18 protein-coding genes are annotated in these 17,484 nt (G+C 69.3%); 12 read left to right on the plus strand and 6 right to left on the minus strand.

Annotated elements, in window-relative coordinates; genetic code table 11:
- The first annotated feature begins 94 nt into the window (after window positions 1–94).
- The gene (locus NB3_RS22310) at window positions 95–1,021 is read left to right on the plus strand and encodes an SAM-dependent methyltransferase (RefSeq protein WP_084823571.1); all 927 of its coding nucleotides are present in this window, start codon (window positions 95–97) and stop codon (window positions 1,019–1,021) included.
- An 8-nt stretch (window positions 1,022–1,029) separates the two neighbouring features.
- A complete protein-coding gene (locus NB3_RS22315) occupies window positions 1,030–1,734 on the plus strand; it encodes a DUF6081 family protein (RefSeq protein WP_067806818.1) in 705 nt (234 codons plus the stop codon).
- 99 nt (window positions 1,735–1,833) lie between these two features.
- Here NB3_RS22315 and NB3_RS22320 read toward each other — a convergent pair whose 3' ends face one another.
- On the minus strand, window positions 1,834–2,028 hold the full coding sequence (locus NB3_RS22320; RefSeq protein ID WP_157111948.1) for a hypothetical protein: 195 nt from the start codon (window positions 2,026–2,028) through the stop codon (window positions 1,834–1,836).
- A gap of 396 nt (window positions 2,029–2,424) precedes the next feature.
- Here NB3_RS22320 and NB3_RS22325 point away from each other — a divergent pair, with 396 nt between their 5' ends.
- Together NB3_RS22325 and NB3_RS22330 are read left to right on the plus strand one after the other, a co-directional pair.
- Complete coding sequence (locus NB3_RS22325) at window positions 2,425–2,721, plus strand: hypothetical protein (protein WP_067806823.1); 297 nt, start codon at window positions 2,425–2,427, stop codon at window positions 2,719–2,721.
- Window positions 2,722–2,928: 207 nt separating this feature from the next.
- The gene (locus tag NB3_RS22330) at window positions 2,929–4,359 is read left to right on the plus strand and encodes an AIM24 family protein (protein WP_067806826.1); all 1,431 of its coding nucleotides are present in this window, start codon (window positions 2,929–2,931) and stop codon (window positions 4,357–4,359) included.
- A gap of 15 nt (window positions 4,360–4,374) precedes the next feature.
- Here NB3_RS22330 and NB3_RS36340 read toward each other — a convergent pair whose 3' ends face one another.
- Window positions 4,375–6,096 (minus strand): metallophosphoesterase, encoded by a 1,722-nt coding sequence (locus NB3_RS36340; RefSeq protein ID WP_244892030.1) that lies wholly within the window; start codon window positions 6,094–6,096, stop codon window positions 4,375–4,377.
- An 89-nt stretch (window positions 6,097–6,185) separates the two neighbouring features.
- Window positions 6,186–6,698: a mycothiol transferase gene (locus NB3_RS22340; protein WP_067806861.1), complete on the minus strand. Its 513-nt coding sequence runs from the start codon at window positions 6,696–6,698 to the stop codon at window positions 6,186–6,188.
- A gap of 214 nt (window positions 6,699–6,912) precedes the next feature.
- On the opposite strand from NB3_RS22340, the gene NB3_RS22345 reads away from it, so the two are divergent.
- Window positions 6,913–7,254, plus strand: a complete 342-nt coding sequence (locus tag NB3_RS22345; RefSeq protein ID WP_067806829.1) for a hypothetical protein — start codon at window positions 6,913–6,915, stop codon at window positions 7,252–7,254.
- Window positions 7,255–7,332: 78 nt separating this feature from the next.
- Here NB3_RS22345 and NB3_RS35230 read toward each other — a convergent pair whose 3' ends face one another.
- Window positions 7,333–7,797 (minus strand): hypothetical protein, encoded by a 465-nt coding sequence (locus NB3_RS35230; protein ID WP_157111949.1) that lies wholly within the window; start codon window positions 7,795–7,797, stop codon window positions 7,333–7,335.
- 51 nt (window positions 7,798–7,848) lie between these two features.
- On the opposite strand from NB3_RS35230, the gene NB3_RS22350 reads away from it, so the two are divergent.
- From NB3_RS22350 to NB3_RS22375, 6 genes are all read left to right on the plus strand, one after another.
- Window positions 7,849–8,403, plus strand: a complete 555-nt coding sequence (locus NB3_RS22350) for a DUF8020 domain-containing protein (protein ID WP_067806832.1) — start codon at window positions 7,849–7,851, stop codon at window positions 8,401–8,403.
- Window positions 8,404–8,633: 230 nt separating this feature from the next.
- Window positions 8,634–9,836, plus strand: a complete 1,203-nt coding sequence (locus NB3_RS22355) for a helix-turn-helix domain-containing protein (RefSeq protein ID WP_174553229.1) — start codon at window positions 8,634–8,636, stop codon at window positions 9,834–9,836.
- Between the two features lie 82 nt (window positions 9,837–9,918).
- On the plus strand, window positions 9,919–11,436 hold the full coding sequence (gene adh / locus NB3_RS22360) for an aldehyde dehydrogenase (RefSeq protein ID WP_067806835.1): 1,518 nt from the start codon (window positions 9,919–9,921) through the stop codon (window positions 11,434–11,436).
- Window positions 11,436–11,837 (plus strand): DUF779 domain-containing protein, encoded by a 402-nt coding sequence (locus NB3_RS22365; protein ID WP_067806838.1) that lies wholly within the window; start codon window positions 11,436–11,438, stop codon window positions 11,835–11,837. The genes adh and NB3_RS22365 overlap by 1 nt, the downstream gene beginning before the upstream one ends.
- A 141-nt stretch (window positions 11,838–11,978) precedes the next feature.
- Window positions 11,979–13,388, plus strand: coding sequence for an MFS transporter (locus tag NB3_RS22370; RefSeq protein ID WP_067806843.1), 1,410 nt, complete (start codon window positions 11,979–11,981; stop codon window positions 13,386–13,388).
- A gap of 199 nt (window positions 13,389–13,587) precedes the next feature.
- Window positions 13,588–13,953, plus strand: a complete 366-nt coding sequence (locus NB3_RS22375; protein ID WP_084823574.1) for a DUF4345 family protein — start codon at window positions 13,588–13,590, stop codon at window positions 13,951–13,953.
- Window positions 13,954–13,962: 9 nt separating this feature from the next.
- Here the strand turns inward: NB3_RS22375 and NB3_RS22380 are convergent, their stop codons facing one another.
- Window positions 13,963–15,399 carry an amino acid permease gene (locus tag NB3_RS22380; RefSeq protein WP_067806847.1) on the minus strand — a complete coding sequence of 479 codons (1,437 nt, stop codon included), beginning with the start codon at window positions 15,397–15,399 and terminating at the stop codon, window positions 13,963–13,965.
- 690 nt (window positions 15,400–16,089) lie between these two features.
- Between NB3_RS22380 and NB3_RS22385 the strand changes: the two genes are divergently transcribed.
- Complete coding sequence (locus tag NB3_RS22385; RefSeq protein ID WP_067806849.1) at window positions 16,090–17,082, plus strand: LLM class flavin-dependent oxidoreductase; 993 nt, start codon at window positions 16,090–16,092, stop codon at window positions 17,080–17,082.
- 6 nt (window positions 17,083–17,088) lie between these two features.
- On the opposite strand, the gene NB3_RS22390 is transcribed toward NB3_RS22385, so the two are convergent.
- On the minus strand, window positions 17,089–17,484 hold a 396-nt coding region (locus NB3_RS22390; RefSeq protein WP_174553230.1), incomplete at its 5' end, for a nitroreductase family protein.

Below are 17,484 nucleotides of genomic sequence, written 5' to 3' on the forward strand. Positions count from 1 at the left end.
ACACCACCGGCCGAACGCATCCGCTCGGATTGCTCGCCGAATCGGCGGTCCCTAGGCTGGTGAGCCAGGCGACGGAAACTAGAGAGAGGTCTCCATGTCCGATCCCGCTCCCCAGACCGGTGTCCGCGCGCCGGTAGGCGTGGACACGACCCGCGCGAGCATCGCCCGCGTCTACGACGCCACCCTCGGTGGCAAGGACAACTACGAAGTCGACCGGTTCGTGCGCGACAAAGTCGCCGAAGTCGCGCCGCGGCAGAGCGATGTGGCCCGGATGAATCGCCGCTGGCTGCACCGCGTGGTGCGCTATCTGGCCGGCGCCGCGGGCATCGAGCAATTCCTCGACATCGGCGCGGGTCTGCCGACCGTCGGCAACACGCACGAGATCGCCCAGCAGCAGAATCCCACGGCGCGCGTGGTGTACGTCGACAACGATCCGGTGTGCAACATCCACGGCCGGGTGCTGCTCGAGCGCAACGAGTTCACGCATTTCGTGCCCGCGGATCTGACCGCGCCGGAAACCTTGCTCGCGCACTCCGAGGTCACCCAGCACCTCGACCTCACCCGCCCGCTGGCCCTGATCCTGTGCGGCATCCTGCACCACGTCGACGACGATCTCGATCCCGCGGGGATCATGCGCCGGTACATCGATGCGCTGCCCGCGGGCTCCTACGTCGCGATCACGCATTTCTACGATCCCGCCGACGGCGGCGAGGCGCACGAGATGGCCATCGAACTGCAACGGCGTTTCACCGAGATGGGCCTCGGCTCCGGCTGGTACCGCACCCGGGAGCAGATCGCCTCCTACTTCGGCGATCTGGACCTGATCGAGCCCGGTCTGGTCGAGCTCGACGACTGGTGGCCGATGGGTCCCGCGCTGCGGCCGCGGCTGACCGAGGAACGCCTGCTGCTCGGCGGCGTCGGCTACAAGTCCGGATCGTCGAACGGGGTGGTGACCCCCCTGCGCCGCCGGGCGGCCGAGGACGACGACCTATCAGGCCAGAACCATTCGGTGGAAAGGTAACTCCCGCGATGACCTACGACGACCTGAACGGGCCGGATCTCAGCGCTGACCGGTGGCGTTTCCTGGAAGTGCCGCTGAGCCCGGAGCAGAACTGGCGCTACGCCGACCCGGCCGCCCGCACCGAGGTCGGCGCCGGCGCCGTATCGGTCCGGATCGACGCCTTCACCCGCTCCCACGCCGAGGTCCAGATCCTGGACAACCCGAAGCATCTGCTGGTGTCGACCGAAACGTTCGACCTCACCGGCGGAGCGCGGACCTTCGCGGTGGAGATGGCGTCGGAGAACATCGGCGTCACCGGCGAGGACTACCGGGACGGCTTCGCCGCGTTCAACGTCCTCGACATGAGCAGCGCCCAGGTCTTCGACCTCATCGCGACCAGCAGGCACGCGTACGCCATCCACGAGCGGCTGTTCGTGCCCGGCGTCGTCCCCGCCGACGAGGCGTTCACCCACGTGGTGCACGCGCCGCTGGCCGGAGTCGACATCAAACCCGGCGAGTTCCACCGCTTCGCCGTCACCATCGACCGCGCGGCGGGCACCGCGGGCTGGTACGTCGACGATGTCCCGGTGTACACCACGCGTGCGGCGCAGCTGCCGGAGACGGTGCAGATCGGTTTCGGCATCATCACCCTGCATCCGATCGAAGACGGGCGCAGCACGTCGCTGCGCGGGCAGGGTTTGCACGCGTCGTGGCGCGACTTCACCGTGGATTGACACCCTCAGGGCACAGCGCCACGGAAAAAGAATGGCGCCCAGTCGCACTCGACTGGGCGCCACGGTCGCCACCGCCGGTCCGGCGGCCGTTTCCGCCGATCAGACGCTCTCCTTGCGCGGCCATTCGACGCCGCGCGAGCGGGCGTACTCGTCCACCATGGCGTCCTCCCCGTTCATGTCGTACTCGTAGTCGTACTCGTCCGACTCCGTACGACGGCGGGGGTCCCAGACCATCGCGACGGCCGACATGGCCAGCAATGCCACGACAATGGCCGCGATGACAACATAGAGCACGTCTTCCATCCTCCTGAGGTAAGCCGAACAGCACGTAGCCGTGCCGGATACTCAACGCGCACAGCTTGTTTCACGCCGCTGGCATAGTAAGCCGAACTGCCGCGAACCGGACATTCCGACGACGGTTACCGACCGGTCGCCACCGGACGGCGACCGACGCCGATTCACGGAAACGCCCCCGCGAATCTTCAGCGTCGCTTAGGCTCGTCATCGTCCCGGTGGCTCCGGGACATCCGGCGCGGCACCGGCACGCCCAAGCCTGCCGCGATCGCTGGTGGTAGCGGTGGGGTTCACCCGAATCGATGAACCTCGCCGTCCCCCATTTCCGACGAAATCCGAGGGACATTCTGCGGGAATCACCCGCTGTGGGCATCCTTCGAGCTACCGTGAGCGGTCATGGACGACATCGAACTGCAGCCACCGACCGTCGCCTCCGCCAAGCAGACCGGCCTGGTCCTGGACATCGCCGCGCTCGACATCCACAATCCGCTCGCCCGGCCCGGCGAGACCACCTATCCCTACGTTCGCTGCACCGATCACCGGGTTCTGCGGCTACCCGAGCCGTTGCACCGGTGGGCCACCGAAACCATCGCCCTCAACCACAGCAAGCACGCCACCGGGGCGCTGCCCCTGTTCCCCGGACAGGTCGAGTTCGGCATTCTCGACGGCACCATGTACGCCGAAGTCCTCTGATTCCCGGAGAGCCCGGCGGACCCGGCCGGGCTCTTTCGGATCGCGATCAGGAAGTCCTCTCGGGCGATCGGGCCGCACGACGACGAAAACAGCTGATGGTCGGCCGGTTCGGGTGCGTCTGTGGCGCGGGTTGCGGGCACACGACACACTGGAGCCCGTGAATCGCATGTCAACCCGACGACGCCGCCGCGGATCGGACGGCCTGCCGTGACCGATCTCGCCCGCGGTGAGAACCGCCCCGCGCCCGGCGACCGGCTGACGGTGACCGTCACCTGCTCGGCTCCCGTCGACGTCTCGGCGCTGTTGCTGAACTCGGCGGGGCGTGTGCGCTCCGACGCCGATTTCGTGTTCTTCAATCAACCGGTCGCCCCCGGCGTCACCTACCGGCACGGTCAGGGCGCGGGCGACGTGGTGGACATCCAGACCGGCGCGCTGCCCGCCGACGTGGACCGCGTGGTGGTCACCGCGAGTCTGGACGGCAGCGGTCCGCCCACCTTCGCCGCCGCGGGCTCGCTGCGCGCGACCATCGCGTCTCCCTCCGGCACGCTCGCCTTCCCGATGACCGGGTTGAGCACCGAGACCGCCGTGGTGTGCGTGGAGATCTACCGCCGCGGTGGCGGATGGAAGGTGCGTGCGGTCGGCCAGGGATACGACAACGGCCTGGCCGGAATCGCGACGGCTTTCGGCGTGAACATCGATGACGAACCGGCCCCGCCGCCTTCGGCGCCCGCTCCCCCACCGGCTTCTCAACCCGCGCCGCCCCCGGCATCTCGAGCCGCCCCGCCTCCGGCGTACCAGACTCCGCCTCCGCCCGCCTATCCACCGCAACCGGCCTATTCCGCGCCGGTCGCCGCGGTGCCGCCACCACCGATGCCATCACCTCAGCAAGGAGCGCTGCCGATGCAGAGCGAACTGTTCGCCCCCAGCCACGCCGAAGTCACCGGTGCCGGCATCCAGAAGCAGGGCGGCAAGATGATCAAGGTGGCCGTCAACGGCGAGGTGATGGCTCGTGCCGGATCGATGGTCGCCTACCAGGGCGATCTGCATTTCCAGGCGCTCGGCGCGGGCGGGATCGGCCGGGCGATCCAGCAGCGGCTGACCGGTGAGGGTGTTCCGCTGATGAAGGTGTCCGGGCGCGGCGACCTGTTCGTGGCCAACGGCGCTGCCGATGTGCACACCATCGACCTGGACGGCACCGACGGTCTCACCATCAACGGCGCCAACGTGCTCGCCTTCGATTCCGGCCTGCGCTACGACATCCGGATGGTGCAGGGCGCCGCCGGGTTCGCCAGCAACGCCGGGTTGTTCAACTGTGTCTTCACCGGCCGTGGCCGCATCGCCATCACCACGCACGGCACGCCGGTGGTGCTCAACGTCGACCAGCCGACCTACGCCGATCCGCAAGCGGCGGTGGCGTGGTCGTCCAGCCTGCAGACGGGCATCAAGCGCAACGACTCGTTCGGACTGGGCAGGCTGATGGGCCGCAGCACCGGCGAGGGCATGACGCTGTCGTTCTCCGGACGCGGCTTCGTCATCGTGCAGCCCTCGGAGCTGCCGCCGGGCGGTTTCGTCGGAGGCACCGGCGGCGGGCAGGAAGCCGGCCAGAGCGGCGGTGTGCTGGGCGGCCTGTTCGGCTGACCGCGGATCGCGCGGTCAAACCTGCGGCGACACCAGTTCCACGACGGTGATGTCCGCCGGTGCGCCGACCCGCACCGGCGGACCCCACGCCCCGGCTCCCCTGGACACGTACAGCTGGGTGTCGCCGTACCGCTCCAGTCCGGCGACGGTCGGATTTGCCAGGCCCGCAAGGTAATTGCCCGGCCAGAGCTGGCCGCCGTGGGTGTGTCCGGACAGCTGTAGATCCACACCGTGCGCCACCGCGTCCTCGATCAGCACGGGCTGATGGGCCAGCAGCACGGCGGTGCGCGTGCGGTCGCGGTCGCCGAGCGCCTTGGCGAAATCCGGGCCGTGCCCGGTTCGCTCGCCCTGCACGTCGTTCACGCCCGCCAGGTCGAAGCCGGGCAGTTCGGTGCGGGCGTTCGCGAGCAGGTGCATGCCGAGTTCCTGGACGTGCTCCACCCACTGCTCGGCGCCGGAGAAGTACTCGTGGTTGCCGGTCACGAAGAACGCGCCGTGCCTGGCCCGCAGCCCGGCCAGCGGCTCGACGGCCGAGCGGAGATGCTCGACGCTGCCGTCCACCAGGTCGCCGACGACCGCGATGAGATCGGGCCTGGTGTCGTTGACGATGCGCACCACGCGTTCGGCGAAGCCGCGTCCCAGGATCGGGCCGAGATGCACGTCGCTGACCACCGCGATACGGAACCCGTCCGCGCGGCGCGGCAACTTCGCCAACGGCACGGCCACCCGCTTGACACTCGGCCCGTTCAGCACGCCATGGGCGCCGATGCCGACGGTGGTCGCGGCGGCGGCGACAGCGGCGCCGCCCATCACGCGCGCGACGAAGACACGCCGCGGTACCCGAGGCGGCGGGGAATCGGCAGAAGTGGCCGCGTCCGGCAAGGATTCCCGCCCGGACTCGATCTCCGCCGAGGATTCCGGCGCGGACCCGGCCCCAGCCACGGGTTCCGGCGCGGACCCGGACGCAGCCAGGGACTCCGACGCTGCTCGCATCGACGCCTCCGACGCCACGGTCCCATCCACGGGTTCCGGCGCGGCCACGGGTTCCGATGCAGACACGGTCGCAGGCATGCATTCCGGCGCGGACCCGGACGCAGCAACGGACTCCGACGCTGACTCGGCTCGCACCGACGACTCCGACGCGGCCACGGTCCCATCCACGGACTCCGACGCAGACACGGTTTCTGTTGGGTCTTCCGGCCCGGACCCAACTCCCATCAACGACTCCGGCGCAGACACAGCTGCAGCCGAAAACTCCGGCTCAGATCCGGGTTCCGCCGAGAACTCCCGCCCGGGACCAGCTATCACCACGGAGTCCGGTGCAGCACCGCCCCTTACCGGCGACTCCGATATCGACCCGACTTCCGCAGGAGACTCGGGTTCCCGTGCCATCCGGCCCCGGTCGAACCAGCGCAGCGCCAAGGCTCGGATCGGCTCACCGACCGCGAGCGCCAGCAGCAGGTACACGAACAGCGCCCCCCACAGGTAGCCGGGCCAGGCGATGATCCGGATCAGCGTGAACGGAGCGGACGCCAGCTCCGCCACGGTCGTGCCGAGCAGCAGCAACGGCCCGGTCAGCACGACGGCGGTGCCGACGCGTCGTGCGCGCGATGCCGCTGTGGTCGTGTCCCGCACGAGTCGCCGCCAGACGTACCAGTGGGCGCCGACCACCGTGAGCACGACGACCCCGACGAGAACGAGGACGGCGACGCCGATCAGGACAGTTTTCACGATCACGGCGGCACTCTCTGTGAACATTCGGCTTGCGCGGCATCAACTTACGGCACGCTCGAACCGCGCGGGCGCCGCCGACTTCCCGTCGCCGGTTATCCCGTCCGTTCCAGCACGCCGCGCAGAAACGCCGCTTGGCCCGCATGCTGCAGATCGTCCGAGATCACGCTGACCAGCCGCACGCCCAGCGTGACCGGCGGATCCCATCGGGTGTCGACGATACGGTCCAGATCGCCGTCGGCGAGATCGCGGACGTAGCGCAGCGTCTGCTCGTGCACCGCGTCGTAGTACCCCGTGAGCAACTCCGCGGGCGCTCGCACCACGGCCACGTCGGCGGGCCGGTCACCGTAACCGGTCGCGCTCTTGTCGATGGGCAGTCCGAAGCGGTCGTACCAGCCTCGAGCCGTCCAAACCTGCTCGACACCGGCCCCATCGGCGATGTGGTCGTCCTGCACGCGGGTCAGATGCCAGATCAGCCATGCGATCGAGTTGGCGCCCGCATCGAGGCGCTGAGCGAGGAGGTCCTCGTCGAGTCCGTCCACCGCTTCGTGCACAACCTCCCTGATCCGTTCGAAGCCGTCGGTCAGTACGTCGGCGCTGGTCGCCATCAGTCGACTCCTCTCGAAGTGTCCGCTGTCCCGACCGTACCGAGCGGAACCGTCCGGCACGAGCGCCGACAGGCGGGCAACGAATTCTCGCACGATCGAACCACATTGAGTGTACCGTTGTTCAACGGTACGATGCACGATGGTGAGGTTGGGTCGATGACCTTTCGGATCGGTCACCGACCGGAGGAACACGTACCGAAGTGAGGAAGTACCGATGATCAACGACGTCCAGACCGGACACGTCCGGCGAGCGTTCGTCCGTGTGGCGATGGTCGCCACGCTCGCGCTGACCCCCGTCGCCGCGGTCGCCGCGCCCGCGATCGCCGCCCCCGCGGTGGCGCAGCCGACCGCCGCACAGACGAGTCAGACCGAAGAGATCCACGGCGGCTGGCATCGCCATGGCGGGTGGGGCCACGGCGGCTACGGCGGATGGGGCGGCTACGGCGGCTGGGGCGGCTACGGTTACTGGGGTAGCCCGTTCGGCTACTGGGGCAGCCCCTTCGCCCCCTGGCCCGGCATCGCGTGGCTGCTGCCCGGCACCGGAAGCGCTTTCTGACCGAGAACGATCACGCACAGTCGCGCCGAGTGATCCCGGGCGCGCGCTCGCGTCGGGCACCGCGAGTGCGCGCCCGGATCACCTGACACCGGGTCCGGAACGATCGCCGGATTCCGCAGCGATCTCGGCACCGACGTCCACTCCACCGTCCGGCACGAGCGGCGCGACCCCACGGCAGCCGCCGGATCGCGAGTCGCGCCGAGGCATCGGGCGCGATCCGACCGAACGCAGGCGCCGTGTCGGACCCGAGCGCCATCCTATCCAGCATCCCGACAGCACGCTGCGCTTCCTGGCGACTGAAACAGTCGCATTTGCTGCGCTTTTCGGCGCGATTTCGACGTGCTGGATCGAATTCTTCTCCGCCGCAGGGCAATAGCACACATACGGCAACCAGCAGATCTGTATCGGCGAAACAAACAGTGCCTTCGCATATTTCATGCCCATATCCCTCGCGAGCACCGCGCAGATTTTTCCCCGGAAATCGCAGAACGATTGCTTCGGGAAACCACTGCGGCCAGAATGGGTGGGGCCGAAAACCGGCATCTTGGGGATTCGTCGGCACTCGTGGCCGACACGACTAAGTGGGGAAATACGATGAGAGTCAAGAGATTCGCCGCAACCGCCCTGCTCGCGGTCGGTGCCACCGGAATTGCGGCCGGCGTCGCGCACGCCCAGCCGACGGCGCCCGCGCAGGTCGGCGTGCACGGTGTCGAGCAGGGCATCGGTTTCACCTCCGCTCCCGCCGCCGACGGAACGGGAGTGGTCACCACCCTCGACGCGGGCACCTTCGCACTGACGGCCGACGCCAGGGCGGTCGAGCTGCGCAGCGAAACGGGACAGGTCGTCGCGACCCTCCCCCTGGCATTCCAGGCCTCCGGCGCGACCCACGGGCTCGCCCCCGCGATCAGCGACGCGGGCCGCACCCTCACGGTGACGCCGGTGGGCTCACCCGCCACCACCGAGCGCCTCAACCAGTTCGTCGGTGAGGACGAGACGCTCGCCCGCAAGCAGTACAACGCCGGGGTCGGCGCTCTCATCGGCGCCGGGATCGGCGCCGTGATCGGCTTCTTCCTCGGCGGGGTCGGCGCGCTGGTCACCATCCCGATCGGCGCGGGCATCGGTGCGCTGATCGGTTTCTCCACGCCGTAATCGGCCGGTCCGGTGTGCGGGCGTCGCGGGACGACCGCACACCGATCGCCGGTCGGGCCGCCGGGGTTCCCTGGGCGTGCGCTCTCGCAACGCTCGCCGAGGCACATGCGGCGATCCGACCGTCGTCCAGCCCCGTGGACCCGGGAGCCGAAACGAAATGCCCCGGCCGCGCGCTGGGGCATGATGGGATGGCACGAAGACGATCGGAGCGAAGACACAGGATCGGCGAGATGGCACAGCGCAGTTCCCTCTCGCAGCGGCGCGCTGCACTGGAACAAGAGTGGTCCCGATGGATACCCGCCGGGACGCCGCAGGATGCTTCCGCGCTGCGCAGCGAGGTGGCGCAATCGTGGCTGCGGTCGCTGCGCACCGTCGATCCGGCGTGCGAGCACGCGCCACTCGCCGAAGCCGACGTCACCGCCCGTTGGGCCGAATCGCCTTTGCGCACACCGGTCTCGGAGCTGACCGATCAGTTGCGCGACATCACCGAGGGCGCGGACTACGTCGCCGCCATCACCGACGAGACCGGCACCATCCTGTGGTCGCACGGCGGCCCGGTGATGCGCCGCCGAGCCGAACAGGTGAACTTCGCGCCGGGCGGCCGATGGGACGAGGCGCACATGGGCACGAACGCGCTGTCGCTGGCGCTGCGCACCGAACGGCCGCACACCGTGTTCTCCGCCGAACACCTGGTCGCCGCCCTGCACGGCTGGGTCTGCTACTGCGCGCCCATCCGCGCCGCCGACGGTCGCCAGCTCGGCGTGCTCGACCTGTCCACCACCTGGGACCGCGCCCACCCGCTGGCCATGTCCACCGCCCGTACCCTGGTCACCGCCATCGAGACCAAGTTGCACCACCGGATGGCCGTGCCAGGAGTCCGGCTGACCTGCTTGGGGTCCGCCCGCCTGATCCGGGACGGCGCGCCCGTGCGGCTGCGCCCCCGGCAGCTGGAGATCCTGACGCTGCTGGCGCTCGAGCCCGAGGGTTTCACCCACGAACGCCTGCACTTCGCGGTGTACGGCGACCGTCCGGTCGGCGCGAGCACGCTGAAATCGGAGATGTCCTACCTGCGCCGGGCCACCGGCGGCGACATCACCAGCCGGGTCTATCGGCTGGTGAGCCCACTGTCCTGCGATGCCGTGGACGTGCTCGCGGCGCTCGAAGCGGGCGACACCGCCACCGCGGTCGAGTTGTATCGCGGTCCCCTGCTGCCGGACTCGGACACGCCGGGCATCGTGCAGTGGCGCGAGTATCTGGAAGTCGGCGTGCGCACCGCCGTGCTGTCCAGCGGAAACGTCGCGCACGCGCTGCGCTACGGCGAGCGCGCACCGCACGACATCGAGATCCACGAACACGCGCTGCGCCTGCTTCCCGCCGGCGACGGCCGTCGTGCGCTCGCGGCCGCCCGGCTGCACGGCGCGCTGCGCGACTGAGCTCGCGCGCCTCAACGTTTCGTCAACCCTCGCGCGGCATAGTGACCCGCATCACGTCCGCAACCAGCGAGGAGTCATCGCCATGAGCTACGCGAAGCCGGGAACCGAGGGCAGCGTCGTCGAATTCGCCACGCGCTACGACAACTTCATCGGCGGTGAGTGGACCGCCCCGGTGGAGGGCCGCTACTTCGAGAATCCCTCCCCGGTGGACGGCCAGACGTTCTGCGAGGTCGCGCGGTCCTCGGCCGCCGACATCGAACTGGCCTTGGACGCCGCGCACCGGGCGGCCGACGCGTGGGGCGCGACGTCGGCCACGGAACGCGCCAACATCCTCAACAAGATCGCCGACCGGATCGAGGACAACCTCGAGGCGCTGGCGGTGGCCGAAACGTGGGAGAACGGCAAACCGGTGCGCGAGACGCTGGCCGCCGACCTGCCGCTCGCCGTCGATCACTTCCGCTACTTCGCCGGAGCGGTCCGCGCCCAGGAAGGCGGGATCAGCGAAATCGACGCCGACACCATCGCCTACCACTTCCACGAGCCGCTCGGCGTCGTCGGGCAGATCATTCCCTGGAACTTCCCGATCCTCATGGCCGCATGGAAGCTCGCGCCCGCGCTGGCCGCGGGCAACGCGGTGGTGCTCAAGCCCGCGGAGCAGACCCCGGCCTCCATCCTGAAGGTCGTCGAACTGATCGCCGATCTGCTGCCGGCCGGAGTCCTCAACGTGGTCAACGGCTTCGGCGTCGAAGCGGGCAAGCCGCTGGCGGCCAGCCCGCGCGTGGCCAAGGTCGCCTTCACCGGCGAGACCACCACCGGCAGGCTGATCATGCAGTACGCCAGCGAGAACATCATCCCGGTGACGCTCGAGCTGGGCGGCAAGAGCCCCAACATCTTCCTGCCCGACGTCATGGCCGCCGACGACGCCTTCCTGGACAAGGCCGTGGAGGGCTTCGTGATGTTCGCGCTCAATCAGGGCGAGGTGTGCACCTGTCCGTCCCGCGCGCTGATCCACTCCTCGATCTACGACGAGTTCATCGCCCGGTGCGTCGAACGCACCAAGGCCATCGTCAGCGGCAATCCGCTCGACGATGCCACCATGATCGGCGCGCAGGCCAGCAACGACCAGTTCGAGAAGATCCTGTCCTACATCGATATCGGCCGTCAGGAAGGCGCCGAGGTGCTCACCGGCGGCGGCCCGCGCAAGGTCGACGAGTTCCCCGGCGGCTTCTACGTCGAGCCGACGATCTTCTCCGGCCGCAACGACATGCGGATCTTCCAGGAGGAGATCTTCGGGCCCGTCGTGTCGGTCACCACGTTCGACTCCGTCGACGAGGCGCTGAAGATCGCCAACGACACCCTCTACGGCCTCGGCGCGGGCGTGTGGACCCGCGACATCAACACCGCCTACCGCTTGGGCCGCCAGATCAAGGCGGGCCGGGTGTGGACCAACTGCTACCACGCCTACCCCGCGCACGCGGCCTTCGGCGGCTACAAAAAGTCGGGCATCGGACGCGAGAACCACCGCATGATGCTCGACCACTACCAGCAGACCAAGAACCTGCTGGTCAGCTACTCGCCGGACAAGCTCGGATTCTTCTGATGCCCGGTCCGGTCCACCGCGTCGAGTTCACCGGGCCCGCGCAGGCGCTGCTGCGGCGACTGATCGAACAGCACGGTCCGGTGATGTTCCATCAGTCCGGCGGCTGCTGCGACGGCAGCTCGCCGATGTGCTATCCGCGCGGCGAGTTCCGGGTCGGCGGGTCGGACGTGCTGCTCGGGTACCCGGCGGCGGACACCCCGTTCTGGATGAGCGCCGACCAGTTCGACTACTGGCGGCACACTCATCTCACCGTCGACGTGGTGCCGGGACGCGGCAGCGGGTTCTCCCTGGAGGCGCCCGAAGGCGTGCGTTTCCTGATCCGCTCGCGGTTGCTCACAGACGAGGAGCTCGCCGCACTGGAGGCCGAGCCGCCGCCCACCGGAGCGGATCTGTCGCACTGACCCGGAGCAGGGCTGCTCACCGGAATACCCGGTGAGCAGCCCTTTCCCGTTCGGAGCACGAAAAAAATTCCATGCGGGAATAGCTGGGGAGCGGATACGGTCGTTCGAGGTGATTAGACAGGCGAACGAGAGGGGCCGCGGATGGCGACCGAGACCGCAGCGGTGTCCGTGGGATTCCGATCCGAGCGCGGCGCCATTCTCGGGTCGCTGATGCTGGCGACCGCGCTGGTCGCGCTCGACTCGACGGTCATCGCCACGGCGGTGCTCACCATCACCGGCAGTCTCGGCGGCTTCGCGCAGTTCCCCTGGTTGTTCTCCATCTACCTGCTCGCGCAGGCGGTGACGGTGCCGATCTACGGCAAGCTCGCCGACACCGTGGGCCGCAAACCGGTGATCCTGTTCGGGATCGCGATGTTCGCCCTCGGTTCGCTGCTGTGCGGCGTCGCGACCAGCATGCTCGGGTTGATCGTCTTCCGCGCCGTCCAGGGCATCGGCGCCGGCGCGATCCAGCCGATGACGATGACGATCGCGGGCGACCTGTACACGCTGTCGGAGCGGGCCAAGGTCCAGGGATATCTGGCCAGCGTGTGGGCCATGTCCAGCGTGGCGGGCCCGCTGCTGGGCGGTCTGTTCGCCGAATATGTCAGCTGGCGCTGGATCTTCCTGATCAATCTTCCGCTCTCCGCGCTCGCCGGATGGATGCTGGTGCGCAATTTCGCCGAGAGCGCTCCCGGGCAGCGGCAGAGCGTCGACTATCTGGGCGCGGCGCTGCTGACCGTCGGCGCGGGCGCGTTGATCCTCGGACTGCTCGAAGGCGGTCAGGCCTGGGCTTGGTCGTCTCCGGCGAGCATCGGGATCTTCGTGGGCGGCGCGGTCGTGCTGATCCTGTTCGGACTGGTGGAACGCGGAGCGCGGAATCCGATCCTGCCGCTGTGGGTGTTCACCCGGCGCGTGGTGATCGCGAGCAGTTTGGCATCGGTGCTGGTGGGCGCCGTCGTGCTGGGCGCGACGTCCTACGTCCCGACTTTCACCCAGGGCGTGCTCGGCACCGGGGCGCTGGTCGCGGGCCTCACGGTCGGCGCGCTGACGCTGGGCTGGCCGCTGGCGGCGTCGCAAGCCGGAAAAGTGTACTTGCGCTTCGGTTTCCGCGCTACCGCCCTGATCGGCAGCGGATTGGCCGCCCTGGGCGCCACCAGCACGCTGTTCATCACGCAGCACTCGGCGCTGTGGCAGGTCGCCGCGTCCTGCTTCGTCATCGGCACCGGGATGGGACTGGTCGCGACCCCGACCTTGATCGCCGCGCAGACCAGCGCCGAATGGACCGAGCGGGGCGTGGTCACCTCGGCCAACATGTTCGCGCGCTCGATCGGCAGCGCGGTGGGCGTCGCGGTGTTCGGCGCGATCGTGAATTCGCGCGTCGGCCACACCGATCACCCGGAGCCCGCCACGCTGGCCTCGGCGGTGCACCTGGTCTTCGTCACGATCACGGCGATGGCCGTCGTCATGCTCGCCGCCTCGGCCATGATGCCCCGGCGTTCGGTGAGCGTCTGATCGCCGGCCCGGTCGCGGCAGCCCAGGGCTGGGGAGCGCCCGTCCCGGCGATACTGTCGGTCGATGAACTCCAGTGCAGGCTGGACAGCCTGCCGGAGCATGCGGCACAGCCCGCGAAGCAGCGGGTTTCCGCAGGCCTTCGGCACCGGCCGTGACGGAGAGCCGGGCATTCCAACCGATCGAGAATGTGGAGGTCGCAGTGGCGCAGGCCGTATGCGTGATAGTCGGGGTGTTCTTCCTGGGCATGGGTGTCTACGCGCTGGCCGCGCCCGCCGCTCTGATCCGGCCCTTCGGTATCCGGCTCACCGAACCCACCGCTCGCTACGAGGTGCGCGCGGTCTACGGCGGCTTCGGACTGGCGATGGCGGCCGTGCTCGCCGTGGCCGCCGCCGACCTCGCCGCGCTGCGCGGCGGGATCATGGTCGCGGTCGGCGCGGCACTGGCGGGCATGGCCCTGGGCCGGGTGGTGTCGGCCGTACTGGACGAGCGGACGGCCTTCTATCCCACCTGGTTCTACGGCGTGGTGGAGACGATCGCCGCCGCCGCGCTCTTCTTCGCCGCCTAACGCCGACGGTCAGCTGGTACGCGCGGCGTCCGCCGCCGCGCCGGTGCCTGCGAGTTTGCGCAGCGCGAAGTACCCGGCCGACACCAGCACCGCCCACACCGCGCCGACGACGAGCGCCGTGCGGCCGCTGTCGGTGAACAGCAGCAGCACGACCACCAGGCCGAGGAACGCCAGCGCGAGCACGGTGGTGTAAGGCGCGGCGGGCAGCCGGTAGTCGCTCGCGGGCAGCTCGCCACGGGCGACCTTGGCCCGGTAGAGCAGGTGGCAGACCAGGATCACGCCCCAGACGAAGATGATGCCGATGGTCGACACCGAGGTGATGTAGGCGAAGGCCTTGTCCGGGGAGACGATGTTGACGATGACGCCGATCACCATCGCCGCGGCCGACACGGTGATCCCCATGTAGGGGACGGCGTTCGCGCTGAGTTTGTTCAGCCGGTCGGGCGCCTCGCCGCGCAGGGACAAGGTGCGCAGCATCCGGCCGGTCGAGTAGATCCCCGAGTTGCACGACGACAGCGCCGCGGTGAGCAGCACGAAGTTGACGATGCCCGCCGCCCCCGGGATGCCGATCAGCTCGAAGACCTCCACGAACGGGCTCTTGCCCGCGTGGAAGTTGCGCCAGCTGGACACCGACATGATCACCACCAGCGCACCGACGTAGAACAGGCCGATCCGGAAGGGGAGCGTGTTGATCGCCTTGCGCAGGGTCTTGCGCGGCTCGCGCGCCTCCCCCGCGGTGACGCCGACCAGCTCCACGCCGACATAGGCGAACAGCACGATCTGCAACACGAGCAGCGACTGGCCGATGCCATTGGGGAACACGCCGCCGTCGGCCCACAGATTGGTGACGGTGGGGTTCGGCGCGTGCCCGAAGCCGAACAGCAGCACGCCGATGCCGAGCAGGATCATGCCGACGATCGCGGTCACCTTGATGGTGGAGAACCAGAACTCGCCCTCGCCGAACAGCCGCACCGAGATCAGGTTCGCCCCGAACATCACCGCCAGCACGACCAGTGCCGTGATCCACGGCGCGATGTCGAACCAGTACTCCACGTACTTGCCCGCCACGGTGATCTCGGCCATGCAGGTGGCCACCCACACCGCCCAGTACGACCACCCGGTGACGAAACCGGCGAAGCGGCCGAGGAACTCGTGCGCGTACTCGGCGAAACTGCCCGAGATCGGCCGGTAGGTCAGCAGTTCGCCGAGCGCCCGCATGATCACGAAGATGGCCAGGCCCGCCGCGAGGTAGGCCAGGATCAGACTGGGCCCGGCCTGTTCGATCGCGCCGCCCGCGCCGTAGAACAGGCCAGTGCCGATCGCGCCGCCGATGGCGATCATCTGAATGGTGCGCGGGCTCAGACCCCTGGCGTAGCCTTCCGAGTCGCCGCTGTCCGCCGGACCCGATGGTCCCGCGTCCTGGAGGTGACGGTCGGAGGCTGTCATACTGCGGTCCTTTCGCTGGGCAGCGATGCGACGATCGGTGCGCCGGACTTACGACGACGGATCATCGCACGTCCGGCCCGGATCATCTGGTCACGCTACCGCTGCGTCCGCGCGCGCGTCTGCTCCGGGCCGACCCGCGCCGGCGAAATCCGTGGTTTCCCTGCTCACCGGTCAAGCCATCGCGCCGGGGCGAAGACGACCGCCTGGTGCGGATTCTGCCCGAGCTGACCACCGGCGGCGTACGACGCCGTCACCACCCGCGATCTGCTGGACATGGCCTCCGGCGTCGACGAGAACTACAACAAGTACTGGCCGCTGACCGACACCGCCAGGATGTACCCACCGAGGATCTCGCCGGGTTCGTCCGCGACCACCAGGGCCTGCGCTTCCCGCCGGGCAGCGCGGGCGAGTACCGCAGCGTGGACACCCAGCTACTCGGCATGGCACTCGCGCGGGTCGCGGGCCTGCCTCTGAGCGAACTGCTGGAACGCGAGCTGAGGGCGCCGATCGGCGCCGAGGACGACGCGCGGTGGAATCTCGATCGCGGGGGCGGCCAGAAGGCGGCACCGTCATCGTCGAGCAGGAGACGATCGAGGTTTTCCGTGCGATCGGGCGCGGCTGACCGGCCCCGCGAAATACACCGGGGACCCGGGACGTTGCCAGTGGAGATCGCCACTGTGGAGGAGACCCATGATCGACGTCCCGTTGTCCGTACTGGATCTCGCGCCGGTGCAGTCCGGCCGCACCGTCGGCGAGGGGCTCGACGCGACCACCGAATTGGCCAGGCGCACCGAGGCTTTGGGCTACCACCGGTTCTGGGTCGCCGAACACCACAACATGCCCGGCATCGCCAGCTCGGCGCCGAGCGTGCTGCTGGCCCACCTGGCCGCGGCCACCTCGACCATCCGGGTCGGCTCCGGCGGGGTGATGCTGCCCAACCACGCGCCGCTCGTGGTCGCCGAACAGTTCGGCACCCTGCACGCGCTGCACCCAGGACGGATCGACCTGGGTATCGGACGCGCGCCTGGTACCGATCAGGCGACCGCACGCGCGCTGCGGCGGACCGCGGACGGGCTGTCGGCGGAGTCGTTCCCCCAGGAGCTGGCCGCCTTGCTGGGTTATTTCCGCGGCTCCGATCCCGGGGGCATCGCCGCGACGCCGGGGCGGGGCGAGGAACCGGAGATTTGGCTGCTGGGCTCCAGCGGCTACAGCGCCCAGGTCGCGGCGCTGCTCGGGATCCCGTTCGCCTTCGCCCACCACATCGCCCCCGACAACACCGAGCCCGCGCTGGCGCTCTACCGTGAGCACTTCCGGCCTTCGGAGCGTCTGGAGCGCCCGCACGCGATGGTCGCGGTCGCGGCGATCTGCGCCGACACCGACGAGCGCGCCGAAGTCCTGGCCGGTCCGCGCGACCTGGCCTTCCTGAATCTGGTGCGCGGCACGCCCCGGGCGCTGGCCACGCCGGAGGAAGCGGCCGCCTTCCGTCCGTCGGAGCAGGAGCGCGCGTTCATCCGCCAGCGCAGGGCCGGACAGTTGCTCGGCTCGCCGGAAACGGTGCGCGGACAGCTGGAGGACCTGCTGCGCCGCACGCAGGCCGACGAGCTGATGATCAACACACTGGTCTACGACATCGACGACCGCGCCCGCTCGTTCGAGCTGCTCACCGAGAAGGTCGCGGCCTGAGCCGGGTCAGTGCAAGCGGAAGCCGTGGTTGACCAGCGATTCGCGCAGCCGGTGCCTGCCGTTGAGCGCCGCCGCGGAGGCCAGCCGGGCCAGCACGCGTTCGGTCCACGAATGCGAAAGCCGTTGTTCGGCATAGAATTCCGCGATCCGGGTTTCGTATTCGGCCACGTGGGCCCGCTGCGCGTCCAGGTCGTAGGTCTCGTGGTGCAGCACGGCGTCCTGCGGCAGGCGCGGTTTCACCCGCGCGTCCTCGGCCGGATCGGGGTGACCGACCACCAAGCCGAAGACGGCGAAGACCTGCGGCGGCAGTCCCAGTTCGGCGGCGACTTCTTCCGGCTTGTTGCGCAGCGCGCCGATATAGACGGTCCCGAGCCCCAGCGATTCCGCCGCCACCAGCGCGTT

This window comes from Nocardia beijingensis NBRC 16342, from assembly GCF_001612785.1.
Classification (GTDB): Bacteria; Actinomycetota; Actinomycetes; order Mycobacteriales; family Mycobacteriaceae; genus Nocardia; species Nocardia beijingensis.

Bases quoted from the DNA above. Each gene is read 5' to 3' on its own strand.
- NB3_RS22310 (WP_084823571.1), top strand. From the start codon at position 95: ATGTCCGATCCCGCTCCCCAGACCGGTGTCCGCGCGCCGGTAGGCGTG.
- NB3_RS22315 (WP_067806818.1), top strand. From the start codon at position 1,030: ATGACCTACGACGACCTGAACGGGCCGGATCTCAGCGCTGACCGGTGG.
- NB3_RS22325 (WP_067806823.1), top strand. From the start codon at position 2,425: ATGGACGACATCGAACTGCAGCCACCGACCGTCGCCTCCGCCAAGCAG.
- NB3_RS22340 (WP_067806861.1), bottom strand. From the start codon at position 6,698: ATGGCGACCAGCGCCGACGTACTGACCGACGGCTTCGAACGGATCAGG.
- NB3_RS22345 (WP_067806829.1), top strand. From the start codon at position 6,913: ATGATCAACGACGTCCAGACCGGACACGTCCGGCGAGCGTTCGTCCGT.
- NB3_RS35230 (WP_157111949.1), bottom strand. From the start codon at position 7,797: ATGCCGGTTTTCGGCCCCACCCATTCTGGCCGCAGTGGTTTCCCGAAG.
- NB3_RS22350 (WP_067806832.1), top strand. From the start codon at position 7,849: ATGAGAGTCAAGAGATTCGCCGCAACCGCCCTGCTCGCGGTCGGTGCC.
- NB3_RS22355 (WP_174553229.1), top strand. From the start codon at position 8,634: ATGGCACAGCGCAGTTCCCTCTCGCAGCGGCGCGCTGCACTGGAACAA.
- adh (WP_067806835.1), top strand. From the start codon at position 9,919: ATGAGCTACGCGAAGCCGGGAACCGAGGGCAGCGTCGTCGAATTCGCC.
- NB3_RS22365 (WP_067806838.1), top strand. From the start codon at position 11,436: ATGCCCGGTCCGGTCCACCGCGTCGAGTTCACCGGGCCCGCGCAGGCG.
- NB3_RS22370 (WP_067806843.1), top strand. From the start codon at position 11,979: ATGGCGACCGAGACCGCAGCGGTGTCCGTGGGATTCCGATCCGAGCGC.
- NB3_RS22380 (WP_067806847.1), bottom strand. From the start codon at position 15,399: ATGACAGCCTCCGACCGTCACCTCCAGGACGCGGGACCATCGGGTCCG.
- NB3_RS22385 (WP_067806849.1), top strand. From the start codon at position 16,090: ATGATCGACGTCCCGTTGTCCGTACTGGATCTCGCGCCGGTGCAGTCC.